Origin of the sequence: Stieleria bergensis (assembly GCA_007745635.1) — a bacterium.
GTDB classification, from domain to species: domain Bacteria; phylum Planctomycetota; class Planctomycetia; order Pirellulales; family Pirellulaceae; genus Stieleria; species Stieleria bergensis.
The window spans coordinates 3,078,709-3,104,961 of sequence record CP036272.1; the positions used below are offsets into that span (position 1 = coordinate 3,078,709).

General features: G+C 55.5%; 13 protein-coding genes, 1 pseudogene and 1 riboswitch. Of the genes and pseudogenes, 8 read left to right on the top strand and 6 right to left on the bottom strand.

The features are described 5' to 3' along the window. Window positions 1-165: 165 nt before the first annotated feature. The 5 genes and pseudogenes from SV7mr_RS10645 (at window position 166) to SV7mr_RS10665 (ending at window position 7,862) form a co-directional block, all read left to right on the top strand. Window positions 166-687 carry a sigma-70 family RNA polymerase sigma factor gene (locus SV7mr_RS10645; protein ID WP_419188379.1) on the top strand — a complete coding sequence of 174 codons (522 nt, stop codon included), beginning with the start codon at window positions 166-168 and terminating at the stop codon, window positions 685-687. Then, window positions 684-1,667 carry a DUF2076 domain-containing protein gene (locus tag SV7mr_RS10650; protein ID WP_145271808.1) on the top strand — a complete coding sequence of 328 codons (984 nt, stop codon included), beginning with the start codon at window positions 684-686 and terminating at the stop codon, window positions 1,665-1,667. The genes SV7mr_RS10645 and SV7mr_RS10650 overlap by 4 nt, the downstream gene beginning before the upstream one ends. Window positions 1,668-1,698: 31 nt before the next feature. Beyond that, window positions 1,699-2,988, top strand: coding sequence for a DUF1552 domain-containing protein (locus SV7mr_RS10655; protein WP_145271810.1), 1,290 nt, complete (start codon window positions 1,699-1,701; stop codon window positions 2,986-2,988). A 154-nt stretch (window positions 2,989-3,142) separates the two neighbouring features. Continuing rightward, window positions 3,143-3,459: pseudogene (locus SV7mr_RS10660) on the top strand (GxxExxY protein). Window positions 3,460-3,572: 113 nt separating this feature from the next. Further along, window positions 3,573-7,862 (top strand): DUF1592 domain-containing protein, encoded by a 4,290-nt coding sequence (locus SV7mr_RS10665; RefSeq protein ID WP_419188380.1) that lies wholly within the window; start codon window positions 3,573-3,575, stop codon window positions 7,860-7,862. A gap of 178 nt (window positions 7,863-8,040) precedes the next feature. On the opposite strand, the gene SV7mr_RS10670 is transcribed toward SV7mr_RS10665, so the two are convergent. Beyond that, the gene (locus SV7mr_RS10670; protein WP_145271814.1) at window positions 8,041-8,772 is read right to left on the bottom strand and encodes a leucine-rich repeat domain-containing protein; all 732 of its coding nucleotides are present in this window, start codon (window positions 8,770-8,772) and stop codon (window positions 8,041-8,043) included. Between the two features lie 485 nt (window positions 8,773-9,257). Here SV7mr_RS10670 and SV7mr_RS10675 point away from each other — a divergent pair, with 485 nt between their 5' ends. Beyond that, window positions 9,258-10,496, top strand: a complete 1,239-nt coding sequence (locus SV7mr_RS10675; RefSeq protein ID WP_145271816.1) for a hypothetical protein — start codon at window positions 9,258-9,260, stop codon at window positions 10,494-10,496. Between the two features lie 58 nt (window positions 10,497-10,554). Here SV7mr_RS10675 and SV7mr_RS10680 read toward each other — a convergent pair whose 3' ends face one another. Then, complete coding sequence (locus SV7mr_RS10680; protein ID WP_145271818.1) at window positions 10,555-12,072, bottom strand: C25 family cysteine peptidase; 1,518 nt, start codon at window positions 12,070-12,072, stop codon at window positions 10,555-10,557. Between the two features lie 204 nt (window positions 12,073-12,276). Next, entirely contained in the window at window positions 12,277-13,755 is a 1,479-nt protein-coding gene (locus SV7mr_RS10685; protein WP_473163686.1) for a class II aldolase/adducin family protein, read from the bottom strand. Between the two features lie 207 nt (window positions 13,756-13,962). Between SV7mr_RS10685 and SV7mr_RS10690 the strand changes: the two genes are divergently transcribed. Beyond that, entirely contained in the window at window positions 13,963-17,202 is a 3,240-nt protein-coding gene (locus tag SV7mr_RS10690; RefSeq protein ID WP_145271820.1) for a WD40/YVTN/BNR-like repeat-containing protein, read from the top strand. A gap of 264 nt (window positions 17,203-17,466) precedes the next feature. Here SV7mr_RS10690 and thiC read toward each other — a convergent pair whose 3' ends face one another. From thiC to SV7mr_RS10705, 3 genes are all read right to left on the bottom strand, one after another. Continuing rightward, complete coding sequence (gene thiC / locus SV7mr_RS10695; protein ID WP_145271822.1) at window positions 17,467-19,557, bottom strand: phosphomethylpyrimidine synthase ThiC; 2,091 nt, start codon at window positions 19,555-19,557, stop codon at window positions 17,467-17,469. Window positions 19,558-19,624: 67 nt separating this feature from the next. After that, window positions 19,625-19,738: riboswitch (TPP riboswitch) on the bottom strand. A gap of 404 nt (window positions 19,739-20,142) precedes the next feature. Next, window positions 20,143-23,118: a DUF1592 domain-containing protein gene (locus SV7mr_RS10700; RefSeq protein ID WP_419188381.1), complete on the bottom strand. Its 2,976-nt coding sequence runs from the start codon at window positions 23,116-23,118 to the stop codon at window positions 20,143-20,145. Window positions 23,119-23,122: 4 nt separating this feature from the next. Continuing rightward, on the bottom strand, window positions 23,123-24,385 hold the full coding sequence (locus SV7mr_RS10705) for a DUF1552 domain-containing protein (protein WP_419188382.1): 1,263 nt from the start codon (window positions 24,383-24,385) through the stop codon (window positions 23,123-23,125). 725 nt (window positions 24,386-25,110) lie between these two features. Here SV7mr_RS10705 and SV7mr_RS10710 point away from each other — a divergent pair. Next, window positions 25,111-25,920, top strand: a complete 810-nt coding sequence (locus tag SV7mr_RS10710) for a 2-keto-4-pentenoate hydratase (RefSeq protein ID WP_145271828.1) — start codon at window positions 25,111-25,113, stop codon at window positions 25,918-25,920. Window positions 25,921-26,253 lie beyond the last annotated feature (333 nt).

Consider the following 26,253-nt stretch of genomic DNA (forward strand, 5'->3'; position numbering starts at 1 on the left):
ATTTCACGGGGATCCTGTTTTCAACATTTCTCGCCTAAAAATGTGACCACCTCGTGGTCTCGCGGAATCTACTTTTGGGCAAGGTATGGAGACGTCCGTCCAGTTTGGTTCAGCTTCCCCAAACCACGGCTCCACCAGATGACATTGCCAGAACCCAAGTTCGCCATGCCCCCACCACTTGACGAAACTCGCTTCATTGAAGCTTTGACCCGCCACCAACCTGCGTTGGAGGCGTTCTGTCACGCGAATCTTGCCAATCGGGAAGATGCGCGGGAGGTGTTGCAGGCGACTTGTGTGAAACTGTGGCAAAAAGCGGGAGACTGGGATCCGGAGACCGAGTTTTTGCCGTGGGCGTTCACCGTGGCGCGTTTCACAGTGCTTTCGCATTACCGTGATCAGAAGCGCGACCGGCTGGTTTTTGACGAAGACGTGATCCACGCCATGGCCGATGACATCCAGGAAACCGCAAGTGCATTTGATGTCCGGCGTGAGGCACTTGCCAAGTGTCTGACGAAACTGGACGATCATCAGCGCGGTCTGCTTCATGACCACTACACGGTCAGTCGGAGTTTGCGGGAAATTGCCAAAGCATCGGGGCGGAGTCTAAGTGCGGTGAAAATGACGTTGCTGCGAGTTCGTCAGCAGCTTAGTGCGTGCATTGAACGCCAAGTGAGGACCCATTCGTGATCGAAGAACAACTCTTGAACTTGCTTCAGCAAGTCCGTGATGACGGCGACGCGTCGGCGCGAACCGAACTGAACGATCTGCTGCGAGATCAACCAGAGGCTCGAACGATCATGGCCAGGATGCTGGTCGATGAACAGGCGTTGGTCCATCACTTGCGCGATGAGTCGATCGTTTCCATTTTGGATGCGGAGGGGCAGGTGTCCAAAATACAACCGCGATTGACGCCTGTCATGCGCCTGCTGGCATGGCCTCAACAGGTTGCGGTTGCTCTGCTGGTCGGTGCGGTCGTTGGTTTGCTGAGCGCTGGTGTGGTCTGGGCCGTGAACTCGCCAAGGTCGCAGGCGATCGAGCTTCGAGTTGCCAACGGTGATTTTGAATCCTTTTCAGGTCCGGTTCCAACCGGTATTCCGTCCCAGTTTGGAATTTGGGGTGGGAATCCAGCCGAGGTGGTGGAGGACGTCGATGGAAACCGAGTGCTTCGTTTCTTGAAAACGGGAAATGTGAATGGTGATCCCGACGACTTTGCCTCTAACTGTTCCGTCTTTCAATTGGTCGATTTGTCGTCCTTTCGGCAGCATTGGGGCGCCAGCGGCGGGAATGCCCAGGTCACTCTCAATCTCTCCGCCTGCTTGCATCGTCAAGCCGCTCCGAACGATTCGGAATTTTCAAGGCTAACTGGAAGTTGTCGCATCTTTCTGTTCAATGTTGAGCCACAAGCGATCCGTGAATCATGGCCTCAGTTGGTCCGGGAGGATGGGATTGGTTTTGGCAAAAAAGCGATCGAGCTCTTGCCGGGTGATCAGCCGGCAACGATCACCGCATCCTGTCTTCTGGAGCCGGACGCAACGGTTGCGCTGATCGTCATTGCCGCCAGCACCGGCACGCGTGCGGCTCCCGTCGAATTAGGCGGCTACTTCGTCGACCAAGTTCAGCTTACGGCGGTCCGGCATCCCGCTCTGCCCGTCCACTTTGTGAAATAACTCATCCCTTCGAGCAACCAACTAAGTTCAAATGAAGAGTCCTCATCCCAGTCGTCGTCGCTTTCTTCGCGGAACGGGTGCACTGATTGCACTGCCAGCACTGGAGTCGATCGGCTTTCGCCGCTTTGCTTCGGCCGCTTCAGCAACGGTTGCGCCCCCTGCCAAACGTAGCGTCTTTCTAAGCATTGGATTTGGTGTGACCAAAGAAACTTGGTATCCAGATCAGACCCGTGTCGGCGCCGATTATCAACTCTCTGAAGGTCTCGCCCCGCTAGCCCGTCACCAGTCGGAGATCACTGTCGTGCAGGGATGCGCGAACCAGTTCACCAACGAAGCTCACTGGGGCAGCACGTTTTGGCTGACCGGTGCCAATCGCTATTCGACACCTGGCCAGAACATGGCCAATAGCATTTCCGCGGACCAAGTTGTTGCGAAGCATCTGGGACAGGACACGCGATTCTCTTCGATCCAGCTGAACGCTTCCAGTCTGGAAGGTCATGGGCCCGGTCTTTCGCTGGCGTGGGATCAGCGTGGCAAGCCCGTCGCCGGGGATAACGATCCGGTAAAGGTCTTCCATAAACTGTTCTCTGCCGATGACATGCCGCTGGAACAGCGCCAGGCGGCGATCGCCGAGAACCGCAGCGTTCTGGACGCTGTTCTGACTCAGGCTAGAAGCGTGCAAACCGGCCTTTCCAGAACCGACACGGAGAAGCTAGACGAGTACTTTCAGGGAATCCGAGACATCGAAGTGCGTCTCAACAAGGACGAAGCGTGGCTAGACGTCCCCAAGGCCAAAAGTCCGCTTGAGGAACCGGAGCCTGGTTTGAAAGGGAAGGCCGAGATCGAGATCATGCACGATTTGATTGTGGCCGCGTTGCAGACCGATAGCACGCGTTCGCTAGGCTATCGCATGCCCGGCCAAAGCCTGCTGCAGAGCTTGGGTCTCAAACCCAGTGCTCACAACGTCAGCCATTATTCGCCCGGCGAACGGATGGAGGCCTCTAAAATTCGTGACAGAACGCACAGCCAGCTCTTGGCTCGTCTGATCGACAAGCTCAAAGCGACCAAGGAAGCCGACGGTTCGAGCCTCTTCGATCACACCGCTGTGGCTTGGGGGTCCAATATCAGCTCCATCCATTATCTGACCAACTGCCCAACCATTTTGACCGGTGGCGGAGCGAATCTGAAACTGGGACAGCACCTGGTGCTGCCGAAGGACACGCCGCTGTGCAACGTCTGGCTGACGATGCTGCAGGGACTTGGCATCAACACCGAACGCCACGGCGACAGCACCGGCGTCGTGAAGGAACTGCAGGCATGATGTTCTCTCACAAAGGTACGAAGACGCAAAGGGAAAGGCATCAACTGCAATTCCTTCGTGGCTTTGTGACTTTGTGTGAGAATAAGGAACTCCCGGTATGAAAGAGCTTGAACGAATCGCCAAAGATGTCGTCAAGGCGAGCAGGAAGCTGCACATGGCTCTCGGCCCAGGTCTTTTGGAGTCGGTCTATACCGTGATTCCTCAGAAGAAGCTGCAGAAACTCGGCTACCGGGTGGAACGGAAGTGCCGATCCCGGTTGAGAATGAAGGCCTTCCGCTCGAACTTGGGTTCCGAGCGGACCAGATCATCAATGGTTGTTCTATCGTTGAATTGAAATTGGTCGAAAAGATCGCACCTGTGCATGCAAAGCAACGTCTCACGTCATTAAAAGTGACCGACATCCGCCTTGGTTTGCTGATCAACTTTGGTGAAGCATTGCTGAAAGACAGCATCAAACGAATCGTTAATTGAGTGATCGCGAAAGCATCGAAGAGAATCGAACTATGACTCCCCGCACATTTTCCTTAGCACTGCTTCGTCTCTTCGTGGCTTTGTGTGAGTCTGCCTTTCAGTATTTTCACACCATGGCCTCTCAAGAAGACACCAAGGCACGAAGACTCACAATGTCTTGCTGCACTGGCGGGGTGCTGAGTTTGTGCCTTGGTGGCTTCGTACGAGCTAATCCGCCCGAAGCGAGCCTTCCGCAGAAACACCAGGCCTTCTTCAAAGCACACTGTCTCGACTGTCACGACTCTGAGACGCGGGAAGGCAAAGTCGATCTGGAAACACTGCCATTCCGCATCAGCACTCTCGAGCAGGCGGAACTGTGGCAAAAGGTTCTCAACGCGCTGAACTCCGGTGAAATGCCGCCGGAAGATTCTGAGCAGCCGGGCAACACCGAGAAGGCGGACTTCCTGGATGACCTCGCGCGGACAATGGTCACTGCGCGGCAGGCTCTGTCGGATTCAGGTGGCAAGATCACGATGCGACGGCTTAACCGGCGTGAGTACCGCAACACCATCGAACAGTTGACCGGCGTCAAAGTCGATGTCGGCTCACTGCCCACCGATGGCGGCTCGGGAACCTTTGATACCGTTGGGGCATCGCAATTTATTTCCAGCGATCAGTTTGAGCAGTATCTGAAGCTGGGGCGTCAGGCCATTGATGAAGCCTTCGAGCGGCAGGTGGCTCAGAAGCAACCGTCCCGGGTCTTCCGCGTCGAACCGGAGAACACGGTCAATGTGCAGAGTCGCAAGAAAATGAAGACGCTGGAGGAAACGAACAAACGATACCTGCTGTGGAAAGCTGAGGTCGATAAGGCCGCCCAGGCTCCAGAGAACCAAAAGGTCATCGAGCAGATCCGTCAGAAGTACAAGCTCGATGATCTGACCGACAATGTCAGGCTCTATCAGAACGCCAATCTTCTGAAGGGTGGGCCCGACGCAAAGAAGTTTGGTTTCAGAGATGCGAACGCGGCCTCCTTTTCTTATCAGGGCGGGTACGGTCGCACTTATGCCTACATGAAACACTACCTCGAACTGCCGCACAGCGATCGCGGTACGTACTTGAAACTTGCTTGGGGGATCCAACGCATCGACGTGACACCCAAACCGGAGAACGTTCCTCCGGGAACCTACAAGCTACGGATTCGAGCCGGGGCGGTGAAAGGTTCAGACCCCTCCCGTCACTTTATCGAGATTGGGCATCCCCAACGCATCAATCAGATCCCGGCCGGTTTCGCGAGCAAGCCGCTTGCCAGCCTTCAGGTCACAGGCACGCAGGACAGCCCTGAGATCATCGAGACCACACTCGTCATTGGCTCGAAGACGCCGCGCGAATTCGGTCTCCAGGAGCGCCGACCCGAGGGCAACCAGAAGGCCCTCAGCAGAGAGTTTTACGCCTACAAACGCGAGAACGGTTACGGCACACCGCCCGCCATCTGGGTCGATTGGATCGAACTGGAAGGCCCCTTGTCCGATGCAACGGCAGCAGCCCCCAAGACACATCGCGTCGAGCCGGAAAACACGGCCAACGTAAAGAACCTCGAAATCATCAAGAGACTCGAAGACAACTACAAGGAGAAATGGCTGCCCTGGACACAATGGGTCGACAAGGCAGCCAAAGCTGCTGAGAACCAGGAAATTGTCGCCCCCCTTCGCAAGAGGCACCCGGATTATGATTCCGATCCTGTTCTCAAGTATCGAAAGGCTGATCTTCTGAAAGGGGCACCCGATCCTCGCGACTATGGCAGCAGCGATCCAATCAATGCCGTTGCAGCCTTGTACAGCCCCTATCGGCGCTATCACAGCTACCTGAAGCACTACGCTGAGCTTCCTCACGACGATCGGGGTGCCTATCTGAAACTGTCACGCGGGGTTCAACGCTTTGACGTTCGCCCCGATCCGAAAGATGTTCCTCCGGGTACCTACAAGCTCAGGGTCCGGGTCGGCGCGGTGAAAGGCTCCGATCCTGCCCGCCATTTCATCGAGATCGGTCATCCCCAAAATGTCAACGGTACCTCACCCGGCTTCGCCAAACTGCTCAGCATGCAACCGATCTCTGGCACCATTGAGAACCCGGAGACCATTGAGGTCAATGTCGAAATCGGTGCAGGTACCCTGCGCGTCGTCGGCATTCAGGAACGTCAGCCCAAGTCGGCAAAACTTCTCAGGAAGGACTTCGAGCGCCACAAGCAGAAGAACGGGTACGGCCCGCCGCCCGCCATCTGGGTCGACTGGATGGAACTGGAAGGACCCATCACTGAGTCTGCAGCGGCTGAATCCAAGATCCTTCGAGTGGAGCCGGAGAAAACGATCAACCCCGCGAACGAACAAGAAATCGCGCAGACCGAAGCACAACAGGAACGTTTTAAGCAGTGGAAAAAAGGAGTCGATGAAGCCGCCAAGACTCCTGAGAATCAAGTGATCATTGCCGAGATTCGAAAGACGGATCGTCTGATCGATCACCCCAACCGATTTTATACTTTCGCCGACCGGTTAAAGGGCACTCCCGATCCAAGGGACTTCGGGTTTAGCGATGCGAAAAAAGCTGCGGCAGCTGATCCTTCACGAAGCCGAAGTCTGGCTCTGCACAAGCACTACGTTACCCTGCCACACCGCGACCGAGGCACTTACTTGAAGCTTGCTCACGGCACCGGTCGCATCATTGTTCCGCCGAAGAAAAAGGAATTTCCACCCGGCAGTTACGTCATGCGTGTGCGTGTCGGCGCTGTTGAAGGCACTCCTGCCGAGCGACGTTTCATCCAGGTGGGACATCCTCAGCGTCTGATCGAAAGCCGAAACTGGGGATTCGAAGGCCCCGCCATCAGCACGCATCAAGTCACTGGAACCATTGACAATCCCGAAACAATCGAAATCCCGCTTGAGGTCACCGCCGAGACGATTCGCGAGTTCGCAGTGCAGGAGAAACAGCCGAACAACGGAAACCTCAAAGCGCTTTGGAATGCGCACAACGAATGGAAAACAAAAAACGGCTACGGCCACCCTCCCGCCATCTGGATTGACTGGGTGGAACTCGAAGGGCCACATTCGGCATCCAAAGCGAAGACGCGTTCTCCGCTGCAACTGGTTCTCGACAGGAACTCTAGTTCGACTGAGCGGCAAAGAGCTCGCGCGATTTTCACCGACTTCGCGGGCGCGGCATTTCGCGAGGTAAAGCCAGAACCAGACTTCATCGACCGGCTTATTGCGATCTACGAAACACGTCGCAAAGCGGGCGACTCTTTTGAAGACGCCATTCGCACGCCGCTGAGCGTCATTCTTGCTTCGCCTGGCTTTCTGTATCTTTACGAACCCGGTGGCGACGCACTGCGACGCCAGCTCAATGATCGCGAACTCGCCGTCCGGCTTTCCTACTTCCTCTGGAGCGGACCGCCGGATGCAGAACTGCTGCAGCTCGCAGAACAGAACCAACTGCACCTTCCAGAAGTGCTTCGGCAGCAGGTTGATCGGCTGATTGCTGAGCCGCGTTCGGATGAGTTCGTGGCCGGCTTTGTTCATCAGTGGCTGGACATGCAGCGACTGGATTTATTTCAGTTCGATGTCAATCTGCACAGAGAGTTTGATGAGAGCACACGGGCTGCGACGCGCAGAGAAGTCTATCAGTCGTTTGCCCACCTGCTTCGCGATTCGAAAGACGGTCGCATCGGCAAACTTCTCAAGAGCGACTACGTGTTCGTCAACGGACTGCTCGCTAACTATTACGGACTCGAAGGTGTGACGGGCGACGAGTTTCGTAAAATTGAACTGCCCGCCAATTCGCCCCGAGGCGGATTACTGGGAATGGCCGCGATCCACGCCATGGGCAGCGACGGAGTCGTCAGCAGCCCGGTCGAACGTGGAGCCTGGGTCTTGCGGCACCTCTTGAACGATCCACCACCGCCGGCACCGCCGAACGTCCCGCAACTTTCCCGGTTGGCAGACCAGGTGCTCACCACGCGGCAGCGCCTGCTCGCCCACCAGGAACAAGCCCAGTGTGCCAGTTGTCACCGCAAGATCGATCCGATCGGCTTCGGATTGGAAAACTTCAACGCCGCCGGTAAGTGGCGCACCACGGACCATGCCGGAGGGAAAGGGAAGAGCGGAAAGACCTGGACGATCGACCCCTCAGGAGCTCTCTACAAAGGACCAGCCTTTAGCGATTATCACCAACTGCGCGACTTGATCGCTGAGCGCGAAGAGGACTTTGCCCGCGGATTCACCGAACACCTGATCCAGTACGCATTGGGCCGTGCGTATGGTTTCACGGATGAAGACCTTGCCGATGCAGTCGTCCGTTCTGCAAAACGCAGCGAGTACGCAGTCAGCGAGTTCGTTCATGCACTCGTGCAAAGCCAAGCGTTCCGAACGAAGTGACCTCAAAGCCAGACGCGACAGTTGCCTTAACAGACGCCCCAGTCGAGTCCAGTCAACCCTAGCGCCGAATGTGTTCCACGGCATCGCCCAGAGTCGCACTGCCCACCGTCGGGGCGCTGACAAACACACTCCCCTGCCCCGAAGAACTCCCGTTAGTGGGACAGACCCTGTGGCAGGTTTACTGGATCGCCTTCAGGGCGCGAGTTTTGCGCAGTGCTGGTGAGATGACCCTTCGCTGCTCAAGTCGCTTCATCTTGTCCAGTTGCTTCAGGCCTTCGACAGTGAAGTTTTCAGACGAAATTGAAAGCGACTTGAGTTTGTTACAGCGTTCAGAGATCATTCGAAGTGACTCGTCAGTCAATTGAGACGAGCTTAGTGACAGCGTTTCCAAGTGGTGTAAATTCTCAGTGATTGTTGCGACAAATGCATCCGTCAAGTTTCCGTCGTGAATGGTCAGGCTGCGTAACGTCTTTGCAGCGCTCAGGTGTTTGGCGCTTTTGTCGGTGCAGATCGGGGCGCCTTCGTATCCGTTGTCTGCGTTGAATTCCAGGACTTCCAGTTTGGGAAGCAAGGCGATGAATTTTAGGTCGTCGTCATGGATCCCGTCCTTACACAGGTGAAGCTCGACGAGGTTCTTCAGTTTTCCTAGCGCTGTGAGATCACCTTCGATGGTGACGTATTCAGAGTCAATCCCTGCATTGCCCATCATGACATGCGTCAGACGAGTGCATTGAGACAGTTGACTGAGGTCCTTCGCTGTCAACTTCGTTCCATAGACAAAAGTCACCGCGTTGGGCAGTCCGTCCCTGAAAGACCAAGTACCCTTCTCCATTGGTTGCTGCGAAGTCGCCAACTGTTCAGGGCCAAGTAGCAGCAGGGCAGCGATGAAGATTCGCAACATGAATTTCATAACGTGTCTCCGTCCGGTTCGATGGTTTACCACAGCGCAGCATTGTACCAGTTCAGCTTGGTTGATGTCGTGCACGCATCCAACCTACCCTGAACTCGTAGGATGCCGTGCTTGCACGCATCACCGCCCCTGAAACGATGCAATGGGTGGCAATTGGTGCGTGCAAGCACACAGCCAGCGTCGCTTCAACCTACCCTGAAAAATCGTAGGGTGCTGTGCTTGCACGCACCACTGCCCCTTGTTCTCGAAGAGGATGGAGCGACAATCTGTGCGCGACGGTCGCCGACATCAACGCCGATTGATTGGACTTGGATGTCTGGGAACTGCCTACTCAAGGGCGATCGGTTTTGCGATTAAGCTTCGCGTCGTGCTTTGTCAGAACAATGGGATTTATGTTAAAACAGAGGCCGATTGGGAGATTTTTGGCGGTGTTACTTCGCGGGCCGTCGTCCTATTCGCCTGCCCGATCCGTCTTTGGAGAATGAATGATGATCCGATTCATTGTCGTGTTGATTTCGATTGCGACGTTATGGCCAACGGCAGTGACAATGGGAGACCAGCCCGTTGATGACAAACAAACACCAATTCGCGTTCGTTCAAATGGCTTTCCAAAGACAGCGTTTGAGTACGCCAAACTCGTCGAACCCGACCTGGGGGTGCCGCCGACGGTCAATCTAGATGAAGCCGTTGAAATTCCTTTGTATGTCAAAGGCGTGCAGCGATACGGGAACTTAGGAAGAACTTGCGACAATCCAAGTTTCCTTGGCAAGGACACGGTGTCTGGATCGACGCTACAACGCTACGAAGGACGGACTGCCGATGGGGAACCACTGCCGAACGTGATCTGGATTAGCTTTGCCAGGAATTCGAGCAGCCGTTTCGACGCGGTTGTTGGATCGGTGCAGATGATCGGGTACAACCAGGAGTCAGGTGCGACCGCCTTTTTTGAAAGTTGCGACCGGATTGAACCCTGGGTCAAGCTTGACAAAGAGACGTTGCGGATGCGTGGGACACTGCCCGGGATTGAGGACCAAAACGGGTTTAACGAGGCCTTTAGAACGCCTGGGGCCGTTCAGTGTGTTCAGTGCCATCAGGCAGATCCATTCATCACCAATGACTTTATCAATGCTGCCAAAATCCCCGGGACGGATGAGACCGTGGTTCCCAAACTTGATGCTGACTCACCTTACTATGTGATCGGCGGCGAGAACTGGGACATGAGAACGGTGTTTGTCGATGGGAATCGCTGCTTTGAGTGCCATCGCGTGGGGATGACAACCATGACGATGTTCATGCAGAACGGCTGGAATCCCAACCAGCACATGCCTCCAGACGATCCCGGTCGTTTGAAGGAAGATCTGAGCCAACTACTGCAGGTCTGGCGTAAAGGGCCAGACAACTTCAAGGGAGCAGATTGGATCATCCCACCCGCTCGTGGTGAGCAACGCAAGTTGGTTGAAGCTGATTATCCAAACAAGGCGTCGTTTAACAATCCTGGCCGCAGCTTTGATGGAAATGCTAAACAGAACAAAGGACGATTCGAAGATCGGGTCGATGATCGGCAGCTATCCGATGTGCAACGGCAAGAGATCAGGCAGCTTTTGAAAGACGTTGACGATGTGGACACGCGGAAGGAATTTGAAGATTGGTTCGAGAAGATGGGAATGGATGAATCAGCACTAAGAAAGCTACGCGCGATTAGCAACGGTAAGGACGCGAAATAAGGCGTTGGTGGGCACATCATGCAACGGACTGTTGCCGGGCGTGTCCGATGGCTGGATTCTAGGCGTCACCTGATGGCTGAACTTCGATTGTCTTTTGCACCGAATTCAAACTCTTGCCGAAAATGGCGATTGAAAGGCTTCCGGGGGCGAGGTTGACTTGGGCCTGTGCGATCCCCTTGTCGTCTGTGTCAACGATCGAATAAAGCTTGTCTTCCTGCCAAAAACAGACCTTGCTGTTGGGAGCACCTGTGTTGATTTGAACCATTTGGGGGCCTGCGGTGAAGGAGTTTAGGCCTTGCAGTATTGGTGTGGTCGGCGTCTGGGATCGCATGTCGAGCGTTGGATCGCCAAGCAGGTTTAGCTCGCAAACGCACAGATGGTACCCTGGCGAGTTTTCGGCATCCGTTGCCATCTGCGCCTTCGCTTTCATCATGGACTCGCCCGTCGTTAACTCGTCCCCCAAACCATTGCTCCAGTAACGTGTCATCGTTTGCGTGGTGCCATCGAGTTTGCCCTGAGTCACCATGAAGCGAAAGTCCGAGGGGCTGTGGAAATGCGCTTTACCGGTTCGCACCGGGGCAACCACAGCGACGGAACCTCCCTTTCGGCGACGAATCATTTGCTCAACAATTGAAGGGTCCTGGGGCGAATCGAATTCGCCAGTGTTGCACGACACCGTTGTGATCAGTGGGTAGGCGCCGTCGTTCTTCAACTGGGCGACATGTTGTGCCGTAAAACGCTCGCCTTCGAGGACCCAAGCCGGCAAGTGTCCGTGGCCATGAATGTGTAGTTTGCCAGTCGAGCCTTCGTTGATGAGGGAAACCAGGTTGGCTGGCGAAAGATCATAGCTTCCCGGATCGCCCGGTTTGTCCCAAGGAGTTTCTGCGGAGAAGAAACGCCTCACCGTCCCTGCTTTCCAGGCCTTGGACAGATAACCGTCCCAACTGTTGCGGACCTTGGGATAGGCGGGCGTATCCGTGCAGGTGTAGACCATTGTTCTGGCAAAGTCGCTAGTTGGATAGCGAGATTCGTAGGCGATCACCTTGTCGGTGAACGCAGCTACGTCGTCTGCCGTGCGAACTGGGATTCGGCCAAGGCCGATCGTGCCATCTGGATAACGGATCGCTTGACGGTCGTCTTTCCACTCGCCGTAAACACCGTCCCCATCTGCGTCCCAGTTCGTTTCGCTGAGATACACGATGTCGGTCGGAATGCCGTTGGGCTCTTGGCGGTGCACGGTTGTATGACCGCCCGGCACGAGGCCGTTTCCATCACGCTGGCAATCACCACCTAAAATCACCCATTTGGAGCCTTCTTGAGTGATGTGCTGGCGAACGCACAGGCGAATCTTTTCCTGAATGGATTCGGCTTGGAATTGTTCATCAATCTCATCAATCGTGATGATCTTGGTGGACTTGCCGTGTTGTGTTTTCCACTCCGCGAATGGTTTCCAAGCGTCTTCGAGCTGGCGGGCGGTGATCAGTAAAACGGTCGCCGGTCGCTTCCCTTCTTGGGCAAGGATTTCCAGGGGAAAAAACAGAGTGAGTGAGAGTCCAAGGAGCATTGCTTTGAACATGTTTGCACTCTGCCTGACGTTGGGTGGTGTAGGATTTTCGGGGGACAATTGCGATTTCCTCCAACCTGGACTGGATTCGTAGGGTGCCGTGCTTGCACGCACCACTGCCTCTGAAACGATGCAATTGCTTGTAATTGGTGCCTGCTTGGACCCTACCTCGCTAACCCTCAGGTCTTCAAGGCGGTGCCAGCAGGCAGTCCTTTCCTAATGGAGATCAAAATGATCGCAAAGTTCATCAATCACGTCATTTGACATCGCCGAAACCTCGCCGATCGCGCCGGCGTTGATCACGGCTTCGGCGGTTGACTCGAGGACTTCCAAACGATCAAACACATCAAGCACGGTCGATCCCGTCACAAGCACTCCGTCATTCTGTAGGATTGCGGCGGGGTTGGCGGACGAAACGTAGTCGGCAATGCTGCCATCGTCGCGATATTGGACGCCATAGGGGACGCGCTGCACATCCCGAAGGAACACATAGCTTTCGGGAATCGTGCGAACGTTCAGCGCCGTGTCGGTCACGCTGAATGCTGTGGCGTTGACGGGGTGGGCAAACACGATTGACTGTACGTGCGGGTGTTTGTCGTAGATCGCTTGATGCGCTCGCGCAGCGCGACTGGCCAGTTTCTGTGATTCTCGGTTCTCGCCCTGCACAAGCACCAAGTCGTCAGCGTGCAACCGTTCACGGTCTTGCTGTGTCGGCGTGATCAAAAACGAATCGTCGCTGACACGCGCCGAAAAGCTTCCTTCGGTGCTGATCAAAAGTCGCTGGCGGCAGCCGCGGCGCAGGAAATCGCAAAGCTGTTTTCGTCGTTCGAGTTCGTTCGCACTCGCGGCCGTTGGCTGATAGGAAACAAAGTCCACGCCACGGTTTGCCGCCTGGGCAAGTTGTTCGTCACTCAGCAAACGCACCTCGCCAATTTGGTTGGCTTTGATCAACGTTTTGCCGGCGAACTCAAATGCTTCAAACCGCTCAAAAGCCCGTGCCAAGTCAGTGGCACCCACCACCACACCATGGTTCTCCAGGATCACGCTGTCACAGCCTTCTGAAAAGGAGTTGGCAATGCTGGCGCCTAAGGCATCACTGCCGGGACAGGCATAGGGGGCAAAGCCGACTTTGCCACAGACCGAATGGGCTTGGTGAAAGAGTCGTGTGTCGGGCGATTGGCGGCAGATACTGAAGGCGACAAGCGCGACGGGATGAGCATGCACGATGGCTTGGATATCAGGCCGAGCGTCGTAGATTGCTTTGTGAAATGGAAACTCGCTCGAAGCAGGATGCAAGCCATCGGTCGTGCCATCTGGATGCACGCAGACAATGTCACCCCGAGTCAAGTTGCCTTTATCAACGCGTGCCGGCGAAATCCAAATGTCCCTCGACGAGTCCCGGATCGAAAGATTGCCGCCGGAAGTGGTGGTCATGCGGTAACGATAGATGCGATCCATCGTCTGCATGATCTCATCACGGGAATGAAGTGTGTTGCGTTTATGGTTCATATCAATAAAGGCTGATCGGTCGGGGATGGGATCGTCACAATCTAGCATTTCCACACAACGCTGTGACCCAGGCTCGATCCCGAACCGCAGTTTTCTAACGTCTGCGTTGCTGCCGGTGGTTCCAGGACTGGGAAAGCATTCCATGGCGCGATCTTGATCGCCCGTTGAAGTCGGGCTTAATGACATGCGAATCTCGCAGGCTGTCGGCGATCCGCTGTTGGGGTTCGATCGGAACGCGTTTTGCTCGGGAGTGAGTGATGGCAGGGACTGGACGCATGGCCGGCGGAGTCTTGCATTCTGGACAACTTGCGTGTTTGCCAAAGTAATTGTGTGTCGTGTTGAATTACACTGTCTGGGACTTGAAATCATCTTGATCCGCATTCGGAGAGTCTCATGTTTCGCTGCTTGGTGATCGGCTGTCTTGTTCTTTGCGCCAGCAACTTCTCGCTGGTCTCTTTGGCCCAGGACACTGACACGCCAGCCGATTCGGCGCCGGGGATCAAGTCCGACACCGCGTCCAGCTTGAAATTCCGCAGTATCGGCCCAGCGTTGATGTCGGGGCGCATTCTGGACATCGCGGTCGACCCCACGCGACGCAGCACGTGGTACATCGCCACTGTTGGCGGCGTGTGGAAAACGTCGAACGCCGGTGTCACTTGGCAATCAATCTTTGACAAACAGGGCTCTTACTCGATTGGCTGCGTGACGATTGATCCCACTGACCGATTCACCATTTGGGTGGGGACGGGTGAAAACAATTCGCAGCGTAGCGTGGGTTACGGGGACGGTGTCTACAAATCAACCGACGGCGGCGCGAGTTTCACCAAAGTCGGCCTGCCAGAGAGCGAACACATCGGGAAAATCATCGTTCACCCGGAAGACGGCGACACGGTCTTCGTTGCCGCACAAGGTCCGCTGTGGCGTTCCGGTGGTGAGCGAGGTTTGTACAAGACCACCGATGGTGGTAAGACCTGGAGTCGGGTTCTGCACATCAGCGACGACACAGGCGTCAACGAAGTGCTACTCGATCCGACAAACCCAAACATCATGTACGCTTCGGCTTACCAACGGCGTCGACATACATGGACGTTGATCAATGGCGGTCCCGAGTCGGGGCTTTATAAGTCCACCGACGGCGGAGACTCCTGGGAAAAGATCAACAGCGGGTTGCCCGCTGGCGACAAAGGCCGGATCGGCTTGGCGATCTCGCCACACAATTCCGAGATCGTCTATGCGATTGTCGAAGCGGTCGGCAAGGCAGGTGGCTTTTATCGAAGTGCCAATCGTGGCGAATCTTGGCAACGTATGAGCGACTACGTTTCCGGTAGCCCACAGTATTACCAAGAACTGGTTGCCTGTCCGCACAAGATGGACCGCGTCTATGCGATGGACACTTACATGATGGTCAGCGAAGACGGCGGGAAGACGTTCAATCGGCTTGGCGAAGCCGACAAGCACGTTGACAATCACGCCTTGATCATCGATCCAATAGACGCCGACCACTTATTGGTTGGTTGTGATGGTGGTGTTTATGAGTCCTGGGATCGCGGCAAGACCTACGACTTTAAGGCCAACCTGCCGATCACGCAGTTCTATAAAGTTGCCCTTAGCAACGAAAAACCCTTCTATTATGTCTACGGTGGCACTCAGGATAACGCCACTCAAGGCGGTCCGTCGCAGACGCCGAACGTGCATGGCATCCGTAATAGCGATTGGTTTATTACCGTTTTCGGAGATGGATTTGACCCCGCTGTCGATCCGGAAGATCCCGATACGATCTACTCGCAGTGGCAATACGGTGGCTTGGTGCGATACGATCGCAAGACAGGTGTGCGTGTGGAGATCAAGCCGCAACCGGCGGAGGGTGGTCCGGTGTTACGATGGAACTGGGACTCGGCCTTGATGATCTCTCCGCACAATCATCAACGCGTTTACTATGGATCGCAAATCCTGTTTCGCAGTGACGATCGCGGTGACAGCTGGAATGCTGTGAGTGAGGATCTGTCACGTAATCTTGACCGAAACAAGCTGAAAGTCATGGGCCGTGTGTGGGGCGTCGACACCGTGGCCAAGAACGAGTCAACGTCGCTTTATGGCACCATCGTCTCGGTCAGTGAGTCCCCACAAGTCGAAGGCCTGCTCTATGTTGGCACCGACGATGGGATGGTGCAAGTGAGTGAAGACGGCGGTAAGAACTGGCGCGGAGTCAGCAAATTCGGTACGTTGAAGATTCCTGAGTTCGGTTACATCAACGACATCGAAGCCGATCTCTACGACGCCGACACCGTTTACGTTGCCATCAACAATCACAAACGGGGGGACTTCAAGCCTTACATAGTCAAATCAAGTGATCGTGGCAGGACTTGGACTGAGATGACCGGTGATCTTCCCGAACGCGGCAGCGTCTACACGCTCAAGCAAGATCACGTCGATCCAAACCTGCTGTTCTGCGGTACCGAGTTCGGCTGTTTCTATACGATCAACGGCGGAGGAAAATGGGTCAAACTGGCAACCGGATTGCCCACCGTTTGTGTTCGTGATCTCGAAATCCAACGCGATGAAAACGACTTGGTGTTGGCAACCTTTGGTCGTGGCTTTTACATCCTAGACAATTATTCGCTGCTTCGCGATCTGCCAGCGGACGGACTGAAGGACAATCAGATCTTCCCCATTCGCCAAGGCAAAATGTTTGCACAGTCGGCTCCCTTGGCCGTGGGGCGACGAGCGTTCCAGGGGGCAAGCTTCTACAGCGGCGACAATCCAGAGTACGGTGTCAGGATTGACTATTATCTCAGTGCATCACTGAAGACAAAGAAGTCGCTTCGCCAACAACAGGATCGCAGCGCCGCTGAAAAGGGCGCTGACTCGCCCTACCCCAGTTGGGATGAACTGAAAGCGGAAGACCGCGAGGCGTCGCCGCGTGTCTGGCTGACCCTTCGCGATGCACAGGGGCATGTGGTTCGGCGTCTCAAAGCAAGTACGTCCAAAGGGCTGCATCGCACTTTCTGGAACTACACGCACGCCGGTTTCGATCGCGGTGCTCCAGTTGCCGTCCCCGGCAAATACACCGTTGACCTCATGCAGATGGATGATGGTGAAGTCACACAGCTGGTCGAACCGGTCGCGTTTGAAATCCAACCGATCTCGTTCCAGCAGATGAGCGCGGCGGAGCGAAAAACGGCGATTGAGTTTTCTCGCAAGGTTTTGAAGCTATCCAACACGCTGAACGCGACCACGCAGGTGCTGGCCGAGACGCAGAACAACATCGACAAGATCAAGTCCGTTCTGAAGCGAGATCCGAAACTGGATCCAACCTTGGAAAATGATGTCCGCGCGATCGAGTTAAAGCTGCTGGACATCAATGAAGCGTTTCGAGGCGATCCAACAAAGTCACGTCGAAACGAGAACGCCTACCCCGGCTTTCTGTCTCGGCTTGGCCGCATGGCCAGCGGAGCGATAGCGGGACCGACCGGCACGCATCGTGCGCAATTCGAGATTATCGTCAATGAATACAAGCGTGCCAGCAAGCAGATCAACGAGGTCTTGAAGAAGGATCTGCCGGCGTTGAACAAGAAGCTTGACAACGCCAAAGCCCCGTGGACTCCCGGCCGCGCGATTCCGAAACTGAACTAAGTTTCATCCAAACGCTGCTGGGCATGGTCAAGCCAGTTGACGGTGCCGGGCCAAACCACAGACGAGCCTGTCGGTGCTGAAACGCTTGGCAAACCCCTTCTGCATGGTGCACTTGGAGGTGCCGGGGGCGACAAACAAAACAGGCTCATCAGTATCAACTGACGAGCCTGCTTGGAGTGGATCATGTTGGCCAATCACCAGGTTCGACCGTGTCGCCATGTTCTGCGACTCGGTCGATGGAGTCAGTGACCCAGCGGGTGTCGACTAGTGGACGGGCTCGGCAGGTTGTTCTTCCTTGCCCTGCTCTTCGGCATATTTACGAACGTCACCGGTGATCTTCATCGAGCAGAACGTAGGACCGCACATGGAACAGAAGTGCGCTGTCTTGGCACCTTCGGCAGGCAAGGTTTCGTCGTGATACTCAATCGCACGGGCCGGATCAAGACCGAGGGCAAACTGGTCACGCCAACGGAATTCAAACCGAGCTTTGGACAGTGCGTTGTCACGGATTTGAGCCGCAGGATGTCCTTTGGCAAGATCGGCTGCGTGGGCAGCGATCTTGTAAGTGATGACACCTTCGCGAACGTCGTTGCGATCCGGTAATCCGAGGTGCTCTTTGGGAGTCACGTAGCAAAGCATGGCACAGCCGTACCAGCCGATCTGTGCGGCACCGATTCCAGAGGTAAAGTGATCATAGCCAGGGGCGATATCGGTTGTCAGTGGGCCAAGCGTGTAGAAGGGCGCCTCGTGGCACCATTCGATCTGCTTTTGCATGTTCTCCTGAATCAGGTGCATGGGGACGTGCCCCGGCCCCTCATTCATCACCTGGCACCCTTTTGCCCATGCTCGCTTGGTCAGTTCACCTTGGACTTCTAATTCGGCTAGCTGCGCGTAGTCGTTCGCATCAGCAATCGAGCCAGGGCGCAATCCGTCACCGATTGAGAAGCTGACATCATAGGCGGCGCAGATGTCGCAAATTTCGTCCCAGTGCTCGTACAGAAAGTTCTCTTTCTCGTGGTGGAGGCACCATTTGGCCAAGATCGAACCGCCACGCGAAACAATGCCGGTCATCCGTTTGGCGGTGTGGGGAACAAAGGCCTTGAGTACCGCAGCGTGAATGGTGAAGTAGTCGACGCCCTGCTCGGCTTGTTCGATCAAGGTATCGCGGAACAGTTCCCAAGTTAATGCTTCAATGCTACCGCCGGTCTTTTCGAGGGCCTGGTAGATCGGAACGGTTCCAATGGGAACAGGGCTGTTGCGAATGATCCACTCGCGTGTTGCATGGATGTTCTTTCCGGTTGAAAGATCCATGACCGTGTCGGCGCCCCACTTGGTCGCCCAACGCATCTTTTCGACTTCTTCATCAATCGTCGAAGCGACTGCAGAGTTGCCGATGTTCGCGTTGATCTTCACCAGAAAGTTGCGACCGATGATCATCGGTTCATTTTCAGGGTGATTGATGTTCGCTGGAATGATCGCGCGCCCTCGAGCGACCTCGGATCTTACATATTCAGCGGTGATAAAAGCCGGTGTCTTCGCGCCCCAGGATTGTCCCGGGTGTTGATGATCGATGCGATTGCGAGCCACTTGCGAATCGGGATCAATCTCTGAAGGCCGAGGCATTTCGTAGCCTTCGGGCGTGGTGCAGAGTTGTCGAATGCGATCGGAGGCTTCGGGCGGCAGATCCTGTAGATTCGGATACTTGTCGCAGATCGCCTCGAACTCTTCTTTACGCCCCAAGTTTTCGCGGATGGCAATGTATTCCATCTCCGGCGTGATGATGCCTTGATCCGCATACCACTTTTGCGTCACCGGATGCCATTCCGCTTCGCAATCCGCACTGCCTTTGGCTCGCAAAGGTTTACGTTTCAATCCCGGATATTGCTTGAGCCGGTTCTTGACCTTTGTCAGTTCGTTGTACTTGTCCGAATGCTCTTCAGAGAGATAACCGTTGTCTTCCGGAGTGACTTCGCGGCCGGAGTACTCTTCGACATCGGCCCGATCCAAGATCCATTGGCTTCTTAGAGCTGGCAGTCCCTGAGTCACGTCGCCGTCGAATTCAGGGTCGCCCCACGGTCCGGAACAGTCGTAGACCCGTACTGGTTCGTTTTTCTCAATCTCTCCAGTGTCATGCTCCGTGTCCGAGAGGCGAATCTCTCGCATGGGCACTTTCAATCCTTCGTGGATCTCGCCTTCGATGTAGACGCGTGAAGAATTGGGAAAGAGAGTGGGGTCGTTTTCAATCGCCTGAATCTCTGCAGAGTTATCTGCCTCTTCAGTAAATTGCCCCTTAAAATCACCGCGTTGATCCGCGCTGTTCAATTTTTTCAACACTGGCAGATTTGGAGAATTCATTTCTTCCCTGTAGGTTGCAATCGGGAAAGGACTCGGAGAAGAGTGAGCGGCTAGGTCCGAGAGAGATTTGTGAGGCCGTCTCGCTCCCTTCGTCGGTATGACCCGTATCAGGTTCAAAGGGTTGTTTCGACTCATGCTGTCCGAAACTCTCAGCCCAGAAGGGACACCCCTGCGTTCAGTCTAAGTATCTCCATCTGGCAAGCCTCTGTCAACACCTGCGAGTTTTGCAGCGCCGGCGGCAATCGCTCGTCCACGCCCGCGAAACGACATGGGGTTGACCGCGGTCAATCGAGACCACCAGTTTGGAGACTCCAGTCTGCACCGGTTTGCAGCAAAGCTGAGAGGACAAGGCAATCTGCGGCGGGGAGCACCGAGATCACATTGCAGTGTTGTCAGGGCGTCGGAAAACCGCAATAGCACCGGGAAAGCATGACGCACGACGTTGCGCTGAATCGCCTGATTGATCTACGGACAACGTCCCAACGATCCTGTGGCGTTTCCAATGAAGCGACAGGCGTGAGGCGTCTCGAAGTTTTTCCGTCCACCGATGGGAACGCGGTGCTGGTACCGCGATCAGATGGCCAGTCATTTGTTCAAAAACACGCGGCTTGAAACGACAAGCTTGATCAGGTCTCGAAGGCCACCGGATTGCGTTTCGAATTCGGCCACGATGCGGTCAACTTCCCCACGATCAATCGGTTCCAGGATGCGGCCGCTGGCATAGATCAGTAGCTTTTGAGTCAAGGAACGCGTGACATCTTGCTCGCGCGTCAGCAGCAGTTGTTTGAACGCCACGATGTCATTGACCTCTCTCCCATCGGCCATGGTTGTTTTGGGGTCGATGACGCCGGTACGGTAACGGTCACGCCATCGGCCGATCGGATCAAAGTTCTCAAAGGGGAAGCCCAATGGATCAATTTTGCGATGGCAGCGGTTGCACGTTTCCTGTTGCCGGTGAACGGCAAGTTGCTCACGAATCGTTTTGGCGTTCCTCAGATCGGGCGAAAGCGGTTCAACGTCTGGCGGAGGAGGTGTGGGCGGCGTGCCCAAAATGTTTTCCAGGATCCAAACGCCGCGGACAACCGGCGATGTGTCGACGCCGTTGGCGGTTGCAGTCATGACCGCGGGCTGGGTCAGCATGCCGCCACGCCGTGGATCATTTGTCGCCACTTTTCGCAACGAGTCGCCTTTGACATCTTTTCGTCCGTAGAACACGTCCGCGATGGACTCGTTCATGAACGTGTAGTCCGAATCAATCAGCAATCCAATCGGGCCGTTGGTTTGAACTAAGTCTGCAAAGTATGCATCGGTTTGCGCGACAATCTGAGGTTCCAAGCGGCGGTCCCAGTAGACGCGAAAGGGGCCATTGAGCTCGGGGGGGCTTTCCGAGAGTTTGTCCAATCGCAACCAGCGTTCGGTAAAATGTCTCGTGAACGCCGCTGACTTGGGATCGTCAAGCATTCGATCCACTTGATCCCGCAGAACGGCCGCTTCGGTTAGCTTGCCTGATTTGGCGAGCGCAAAGAGTTCATCGTCTGGCATGGAAGACCAGAGAAAGTAGCTCAAGCGAGAGGCAATTTCGTAGCTGTTCAGCGTGTCGCTTTGTTCGCGAAGGTAAAGAAAATCGGGTGAGCAAAGGATGGCTGTATAACCAACTTGCATCGCCTTGATGACCTGCGATGTCTCGGCATCAACACTGATGGGTTGCTTGTTTGCGGCGTTTGCCTTGGCCAGCGGTGCGTCACGAAAACCCGGCCCACTCCAGGAAGCTCGCAAACTGTTGGGTTTTCCAAAAGCGAAGTACTCGATGCGAATCGAGTGTTTGCCTTTGCTCAGTTCAGTGGCACCTTGACGCAGTGAGGCGCCGTGCAGCCCGTCGTGTTCGATGATTGTTTTTCCATCGATCAATAGTCGAGCACCGTCATCGGACGCCATCTGGAATTCATAGCTGGCGTTCTGGCCGATGTTCAGCTGGCCATCAAAAACAATGCCGTAGTGCTCGTCGCGCCCGGCTCGACGATGGTCGACCAGCCCGTCGGCAATCTGGCCTTGCTTCTCGGGAGTCAGTTTCGACCAGTCGGGAAGTCTTGACCACGAGCCTTGGTAGGATTTGAACGTCAAGTCTTGAATCGTGCTGGGCAGTGCATCCGGGCGCTCGGTGAGCTGTGATCGGACGAGTTCAACATACGGGGCGATCTCCGCTGGCGAAACCGGCCGCCGATACGCCCGTTGGGCGAACCTTAGCAGCAAGGGCTGAATGTTGTCGCGATTGAAGGAACCGCTTCCATACAAAGCCGTATGGTGCCGCGGTGGCCACTGATCGATCAAGGGCTCCAACGTCAAACCGTGTACACGAATGGATGGCCCCCGGTAATTTGCCAGCGCGATCGCTGTCATGTCTTGTGTCCACTGCCCGCGAGCCGCGTCGTACTGCTTTTTGTCTGGGATCTGTTTGCGATCCGGCGGTTGGCGATAGTGATCGGGCAGCAGTTTTTGGACCAGCAAGTCACTGCGAGCCTCACGGGTGGTTGGCCCATTTTCCCACAGCAATTGTGGCGTCCAGCGTGCGTCGATCCAGGTTTCAACGGTAAAGCTCCGCGGACGCCCATCACCGGGAACTTCCAGCACCTGAACAGGAATGTGTTCGTCGCGAGTCCGTGTTTTGAACAAACGCAACAGCAACTTTAACGGTTGCGATTGATCGTTGGTGATCACGTCGCCCCAAGGATGACGTTGCCGATGCCCAGAGACTTCAAGCGTGATTCGATAGCGTGCCGAGGTCCCGACACCACCACGTAACGCGTCAGCAGCAATGGTTTCGCGGCGGAAGTATTCATCAAACGATGGATTCCGTTGACGCGATAGGCGTTCCAGGTCGCCACGTGGTTGTTTCTGCAGGTGGCCGGAAAAGTGTCGTGATTGGGTGTCCGGTCGCGGGCCCGTCTCGGTCGCCAACGCCAAACTTTCCTCTGCGGCGTCAAGCATTAATTGCAACAAGAAATCCGACATGACCAGTCGGTTCCCAATGTTATCAAAACCCGCCTCTTGTTCGTCTTGTGGAAATGCGCGAAAGGGGTCAGTGCTGGTGTTTTCGACGCTGCCGTTGCCATTGTTGTCAACCAGTCGTGCGACATTGTTGATTCGCAATTCCGGATCATTCAGGGACAGCAGGTCTCGGACGGTGTTGCGAAGTTCGAAACGATTCAGTCGGCGCGTGACGGACTTCCCACCGGTGCTGCGCTGCCTTGCATAGGCTTGTTGAAGTTGATTCGTCAGCAACTCGATGACGGGCTTGATCTCATCCGCCTTGGGTTGTGGGCTCTCTTCCGGGGGCATTTCCCCACGATTGAGTACATCCAGGACTTCCTGCCAACGCTCAATGGCATCGACTGTCTTGAGGTCCGTTGGCAGCGTGTCAAAGCGGCGGTCGTTTTCCTGAGTCTCAGCACCGTGACACGAGTGACAGTGTTGTTGAACGAATGGTCGCACTGGATCCAGTGAAGCCGCGTGAAGCGTTGCCACTGGCAGCCACGTTGCGATGACAAACAAGAGAGTTCTCAACTGATTAGCTCCACTCAAGCTGCGACAAGGTGCCTGTGCTGGTGCCAAATCGGTCGATCTTTAGGCCGTGATTCTGCAAGATCGAGAGCAATAAGTTGGCGGCGGGAACGCGATTCGCATCCTCTGGATAGACTTGATGCTGGCCGTGTTTGAAGCCACCACCAGCGAGAATCAGTGGCAGGTTTTTTGTTGAATGCGGTCCGGTTGCCATGCCGCAGCCCCAAAGAATCGTCGTATGGTCAAGCAGCGACCCGCCGTTAACGACGTCTTCCTGGGCCTTTAGCAAGTCCATCAGGTGCGCCATTTGAGTCATCTTATTGCGTTCGATCAACTTCAACGCCGCGATGTGAGATTCCCGTTCGCCATGATGAGAGAACCCATGATAGCCGCCTTGAAGACCAAAGTCTCCGTTTGCAAAACCGGAGGATAACGTGATCGCACGCGTCGAATCGGTTTGAATCGCCAGCGCGATTAACTCGACCATTGCACGCAGGTCTGCCTCGGTGCCTTTGCCCTGCGGCGGCTCAGCACGCTCGGGGTTGGGCTTGGGTTTATCAAGCCAAGGTTGTTGTTGTTCAATCTTCTTTTCCAATCGTCGAACCGCTTCGAGGTACTCGGCGAATTTCCGCTGATCCCGTTTGCCCAGTTGCTTATCGACACCTTTGGCCTGCTCCATGACGACGTCCAGAATGCTGTTCTGTCTTTTCAGACGCTCGGCAGCGGTCGCTTTCTTGTCCGCCGGGTCCGCGAGAAACAGTGCCCGGTACATGGTGCGCAGATCGATCGCTGGAACTTGCACGCCGGTGCGCGTAAAGCTGACGAAGTTTGACTCGTTGACCTTAAGCGTCATGGATGGGAATCGAGTCGCGGCCCCTTCGTGTTCGGCAATCCGTTGATCGACGCTCAGGTTGCCTTCAGGATAATGAGCGGCCAAATGGGGACGCACACCGCTCAGCAGAACCGGGACCCCTTGGTGGCCAATCGTGTTGCCATGATCCAAGTTGGAAAACAATGTGAGATCCCGGCGGTGCTTTGCCAGCGGTCGAAGCGTCTCCGGCATCTCGTAACCGGCGCCAGCCTGGTCCGAGCGAGCAAAGAAGCCGTCTCGGTAGACACCGTAATTGTTAGATAGGCACACAAATCGTTTCACTGGCCGCGCGGGACGAACAGCGGCATTGGCGGCGGGTGTCATCGCTTCGAGCATCGGCAGAGCAATCGCAATGCCGGCACCTTGAAGAAAGCTGCGTCTGGGAAGAGGGGTGTGCATGTCGTGATCCGTAAAAGAGCGTGCTCCATCGACTACTACTATCTTAGCAAAATCAGCCGTCGCTTTCACGATCACCTCCATTTTGAAAATCAATCGCCGATCGCACCCGTCATCAGCCCGCGGAGGGCGCCTGGCAGAGTCCCGGCGCGGTAAATGATCCATTGGGGCATTCAACATCACTGATCCGCACCATCGATGGTCACCCCGTCCCGCGTCCAACGTGAAATCGGCGGAATCCGTGGATGGTTAGCGTCTCGCCCAAACGCTGAACTCCGGTGTCTCACGCGCCGGTTTGCCGCAGGGACGTTGTCGTGCTTGCGTCACCGATTCGGTCCCCGATTGCTGCAGATTCGTCATCGATTGATGAAGCGGCAGGCCTGACCGCTAGCGCAATACCAACCGGACCTTGCCGAATTGGGTGAATGTGTGGTTTGATTTGCACGCAGTTTTGGGCGTCGAAAGATCGAACCTGAACGACGTAAGCTGTGAAGACAATCGGAAAGCCGCTACTCGCTGGATGTCAGCCAAGCAACAGGCCAGATGATGAGACCAACTTGAAGATGGCCCAACGGCAGTGCGGCTTCATCCATGACGTGTGCTGAAGGGACCGACAAGTCACATGCTGGCGGGAGCATTGAGACTGTGCTGGCTCTGGCCCGGTTCTGGGTTGGGTGGTAAACTCTGCGCTCTTTTTTGTGCCAACTCCTGCACCCCGAGTTAAATTCATGGGCGACCCCAATGGCCAGGCTGACTTGCCTATTTCGCAATGGGCGAGGCGCCAGCTTGATGACTACGATCGGCGCCAGCCCGGAACACTGTTCTCCGAGGGCGTTGTTTTGACGGTCGAGCAAGGTTATCGGCTGCAAGACGAAGTTAGCAAACTCAGAGTACAGCGGGGAGAGCGTGTCGTCGGGTACAAGGTAGGGTGCACTTCCAAGACGATTCGTTCACAGCTAGGAATCGATCAATCCATCAACGGGCGTTTGTATCACAACGAGCAGCATGAGGACGGTTGCGCTCTAAGTCGTTCCTCGTTCGCTCAACTCGCGATCGAAGGTGAGTTGGCCGTACGGTTGTCTCGTGCCCCCACTGCGTCTGACTTTGCTCAGCCCGGTTTTCCAGACTGCATCGATCGAGTCTTCCCAGTGATCGAACTGCATCATCACGTCATCCGCGGAGCCAAGCCCAGTGCGGGGGAATTGATCGCCAGCAATGCGATTCATGCCGGCGTGGTTGCCGGAGCAGGTGTTTCGATGGCGGAGCTTCCCCAGAATCCGGCGTCCACGATGCTTGATTTGGCCATCCGGCGTGATGAGCAACGCTTGGACGGTTGCTCGGGAACCGTGCTCCTGGAGACGATTTGCTCTTCGCTAAAGTGGCTTACAACAGCCCTAGAGGCGCGTTGGCAACGATTGTATCCAGGGCAGATTGTCTTAACGGGGTCGGTGCCTGGTTTGATCGCTGTTTCTGAGAACTGCGAGATTCTGGTTGAGACCAAACGGTTTGGCAGCGTGCGAGCGAAGTTCTTGACTTAAGCATTGCTTCGTCTCCCGCCAGCGGTATTGGCGGTCCGCCATGAGTGGCGTTTCGGGGGGCTTGTCCAGAGGCGTTCGTCGGGTGTCGATTCAGCTTAATGCCAGCGACAGGAAGCCCCTCAAACACGCAGGCCGTGACAATCACGAACAGATGGGTCACCCGGTTCCGATTTCCAGCACGCTTCGGCTTGAGAGAGTCTATGAAAATCAGGCTATCAATGGGCGACGAAAACACGCTTTCTGAGTGTGGGAACGTCGCCATTGTCTTGGTTTCGGACGGTTCACCAGCCCGACTGGCGGGTGAATGATCGTGCGGTGCCGCGATTTTTCTGA

Coding starts and splice junctions, on each gene's coding strand:
- SV7mr_RS10705 (WP_419188382.1), bottom strand. CDS start 24,385: ATGCACACCCCTCTTCCCAGACGCAGCTTTCTTCAAGGTGCCGGCATT.
- SV7mr_RS10690 (WP_145271820.1), top strand. CDS start 13,963: ATGTTTCGCTGCTTGGTGATCGGCTGTCTTGTTCTTTGCGCCAGCAAC.
- thiC (WP_145271822.1), bottom strand. CDS start 19,557: ATGAATTCTCCAAATCTGCCAGTGTTGAAAAAATTGAACAGCGCGGAT.
- SV7mr_RS10665 (WP_419188380.1), top strand. CDS start 3,573: ATGGCCTCTCAAGAAGACACCAAGGCACGAAGACTCACAATGTCTTGC.
- SV7mr_RS10680 (WP_145271818.1), bottom strand. CDS start 12,072: ATGTTCAAAGCAATGCTCCTTGGACTCTCACTCACTCTGTTTTTTCCC.
- SV7mr_RS10645 (WP_419188379.1), top strand. CDS start 166: ATGCCCCCACCACTTGACGAAACTCGCTTCATTGAAGCTTTGACCCGC.
- SV7mr_RS10675 (WP_145271816.1), top strand. CDS start 9,258: ATGATGATCCGATTCATTGTCGTGTTGATTTCGATTGCGACGTTATGG.
- SV7mr_RS10685 (WP_473163686.1), bottom strand. CDS start 13,755: ATGTCATTAAGCCCGACTTCAACGGGCGATCAAGATCGCGCCATGGAA.
- SV7mr_RS10670 (WP_145271814.1), bottom strand. CDS start 8,772: ATGAAATTCATGTTGCGAATCTTCATCGCTGCCCTGCTGCTACTTGGC.
- SV7mr_RS10710 (WP_145271828.1), top strand. CDS start 25,111: ATGGGCGACCCCAATGGCCAGGCTGACTTGCCTATTTCGCAATGGGCG.
- SV7mr_RS10655 (WP_145271810.1), top strand. CDS start 1,699: ATGAAGAGTCCTCATCCCAGTCGTCGTCGCTTTCTTCGCGGAACGGGT.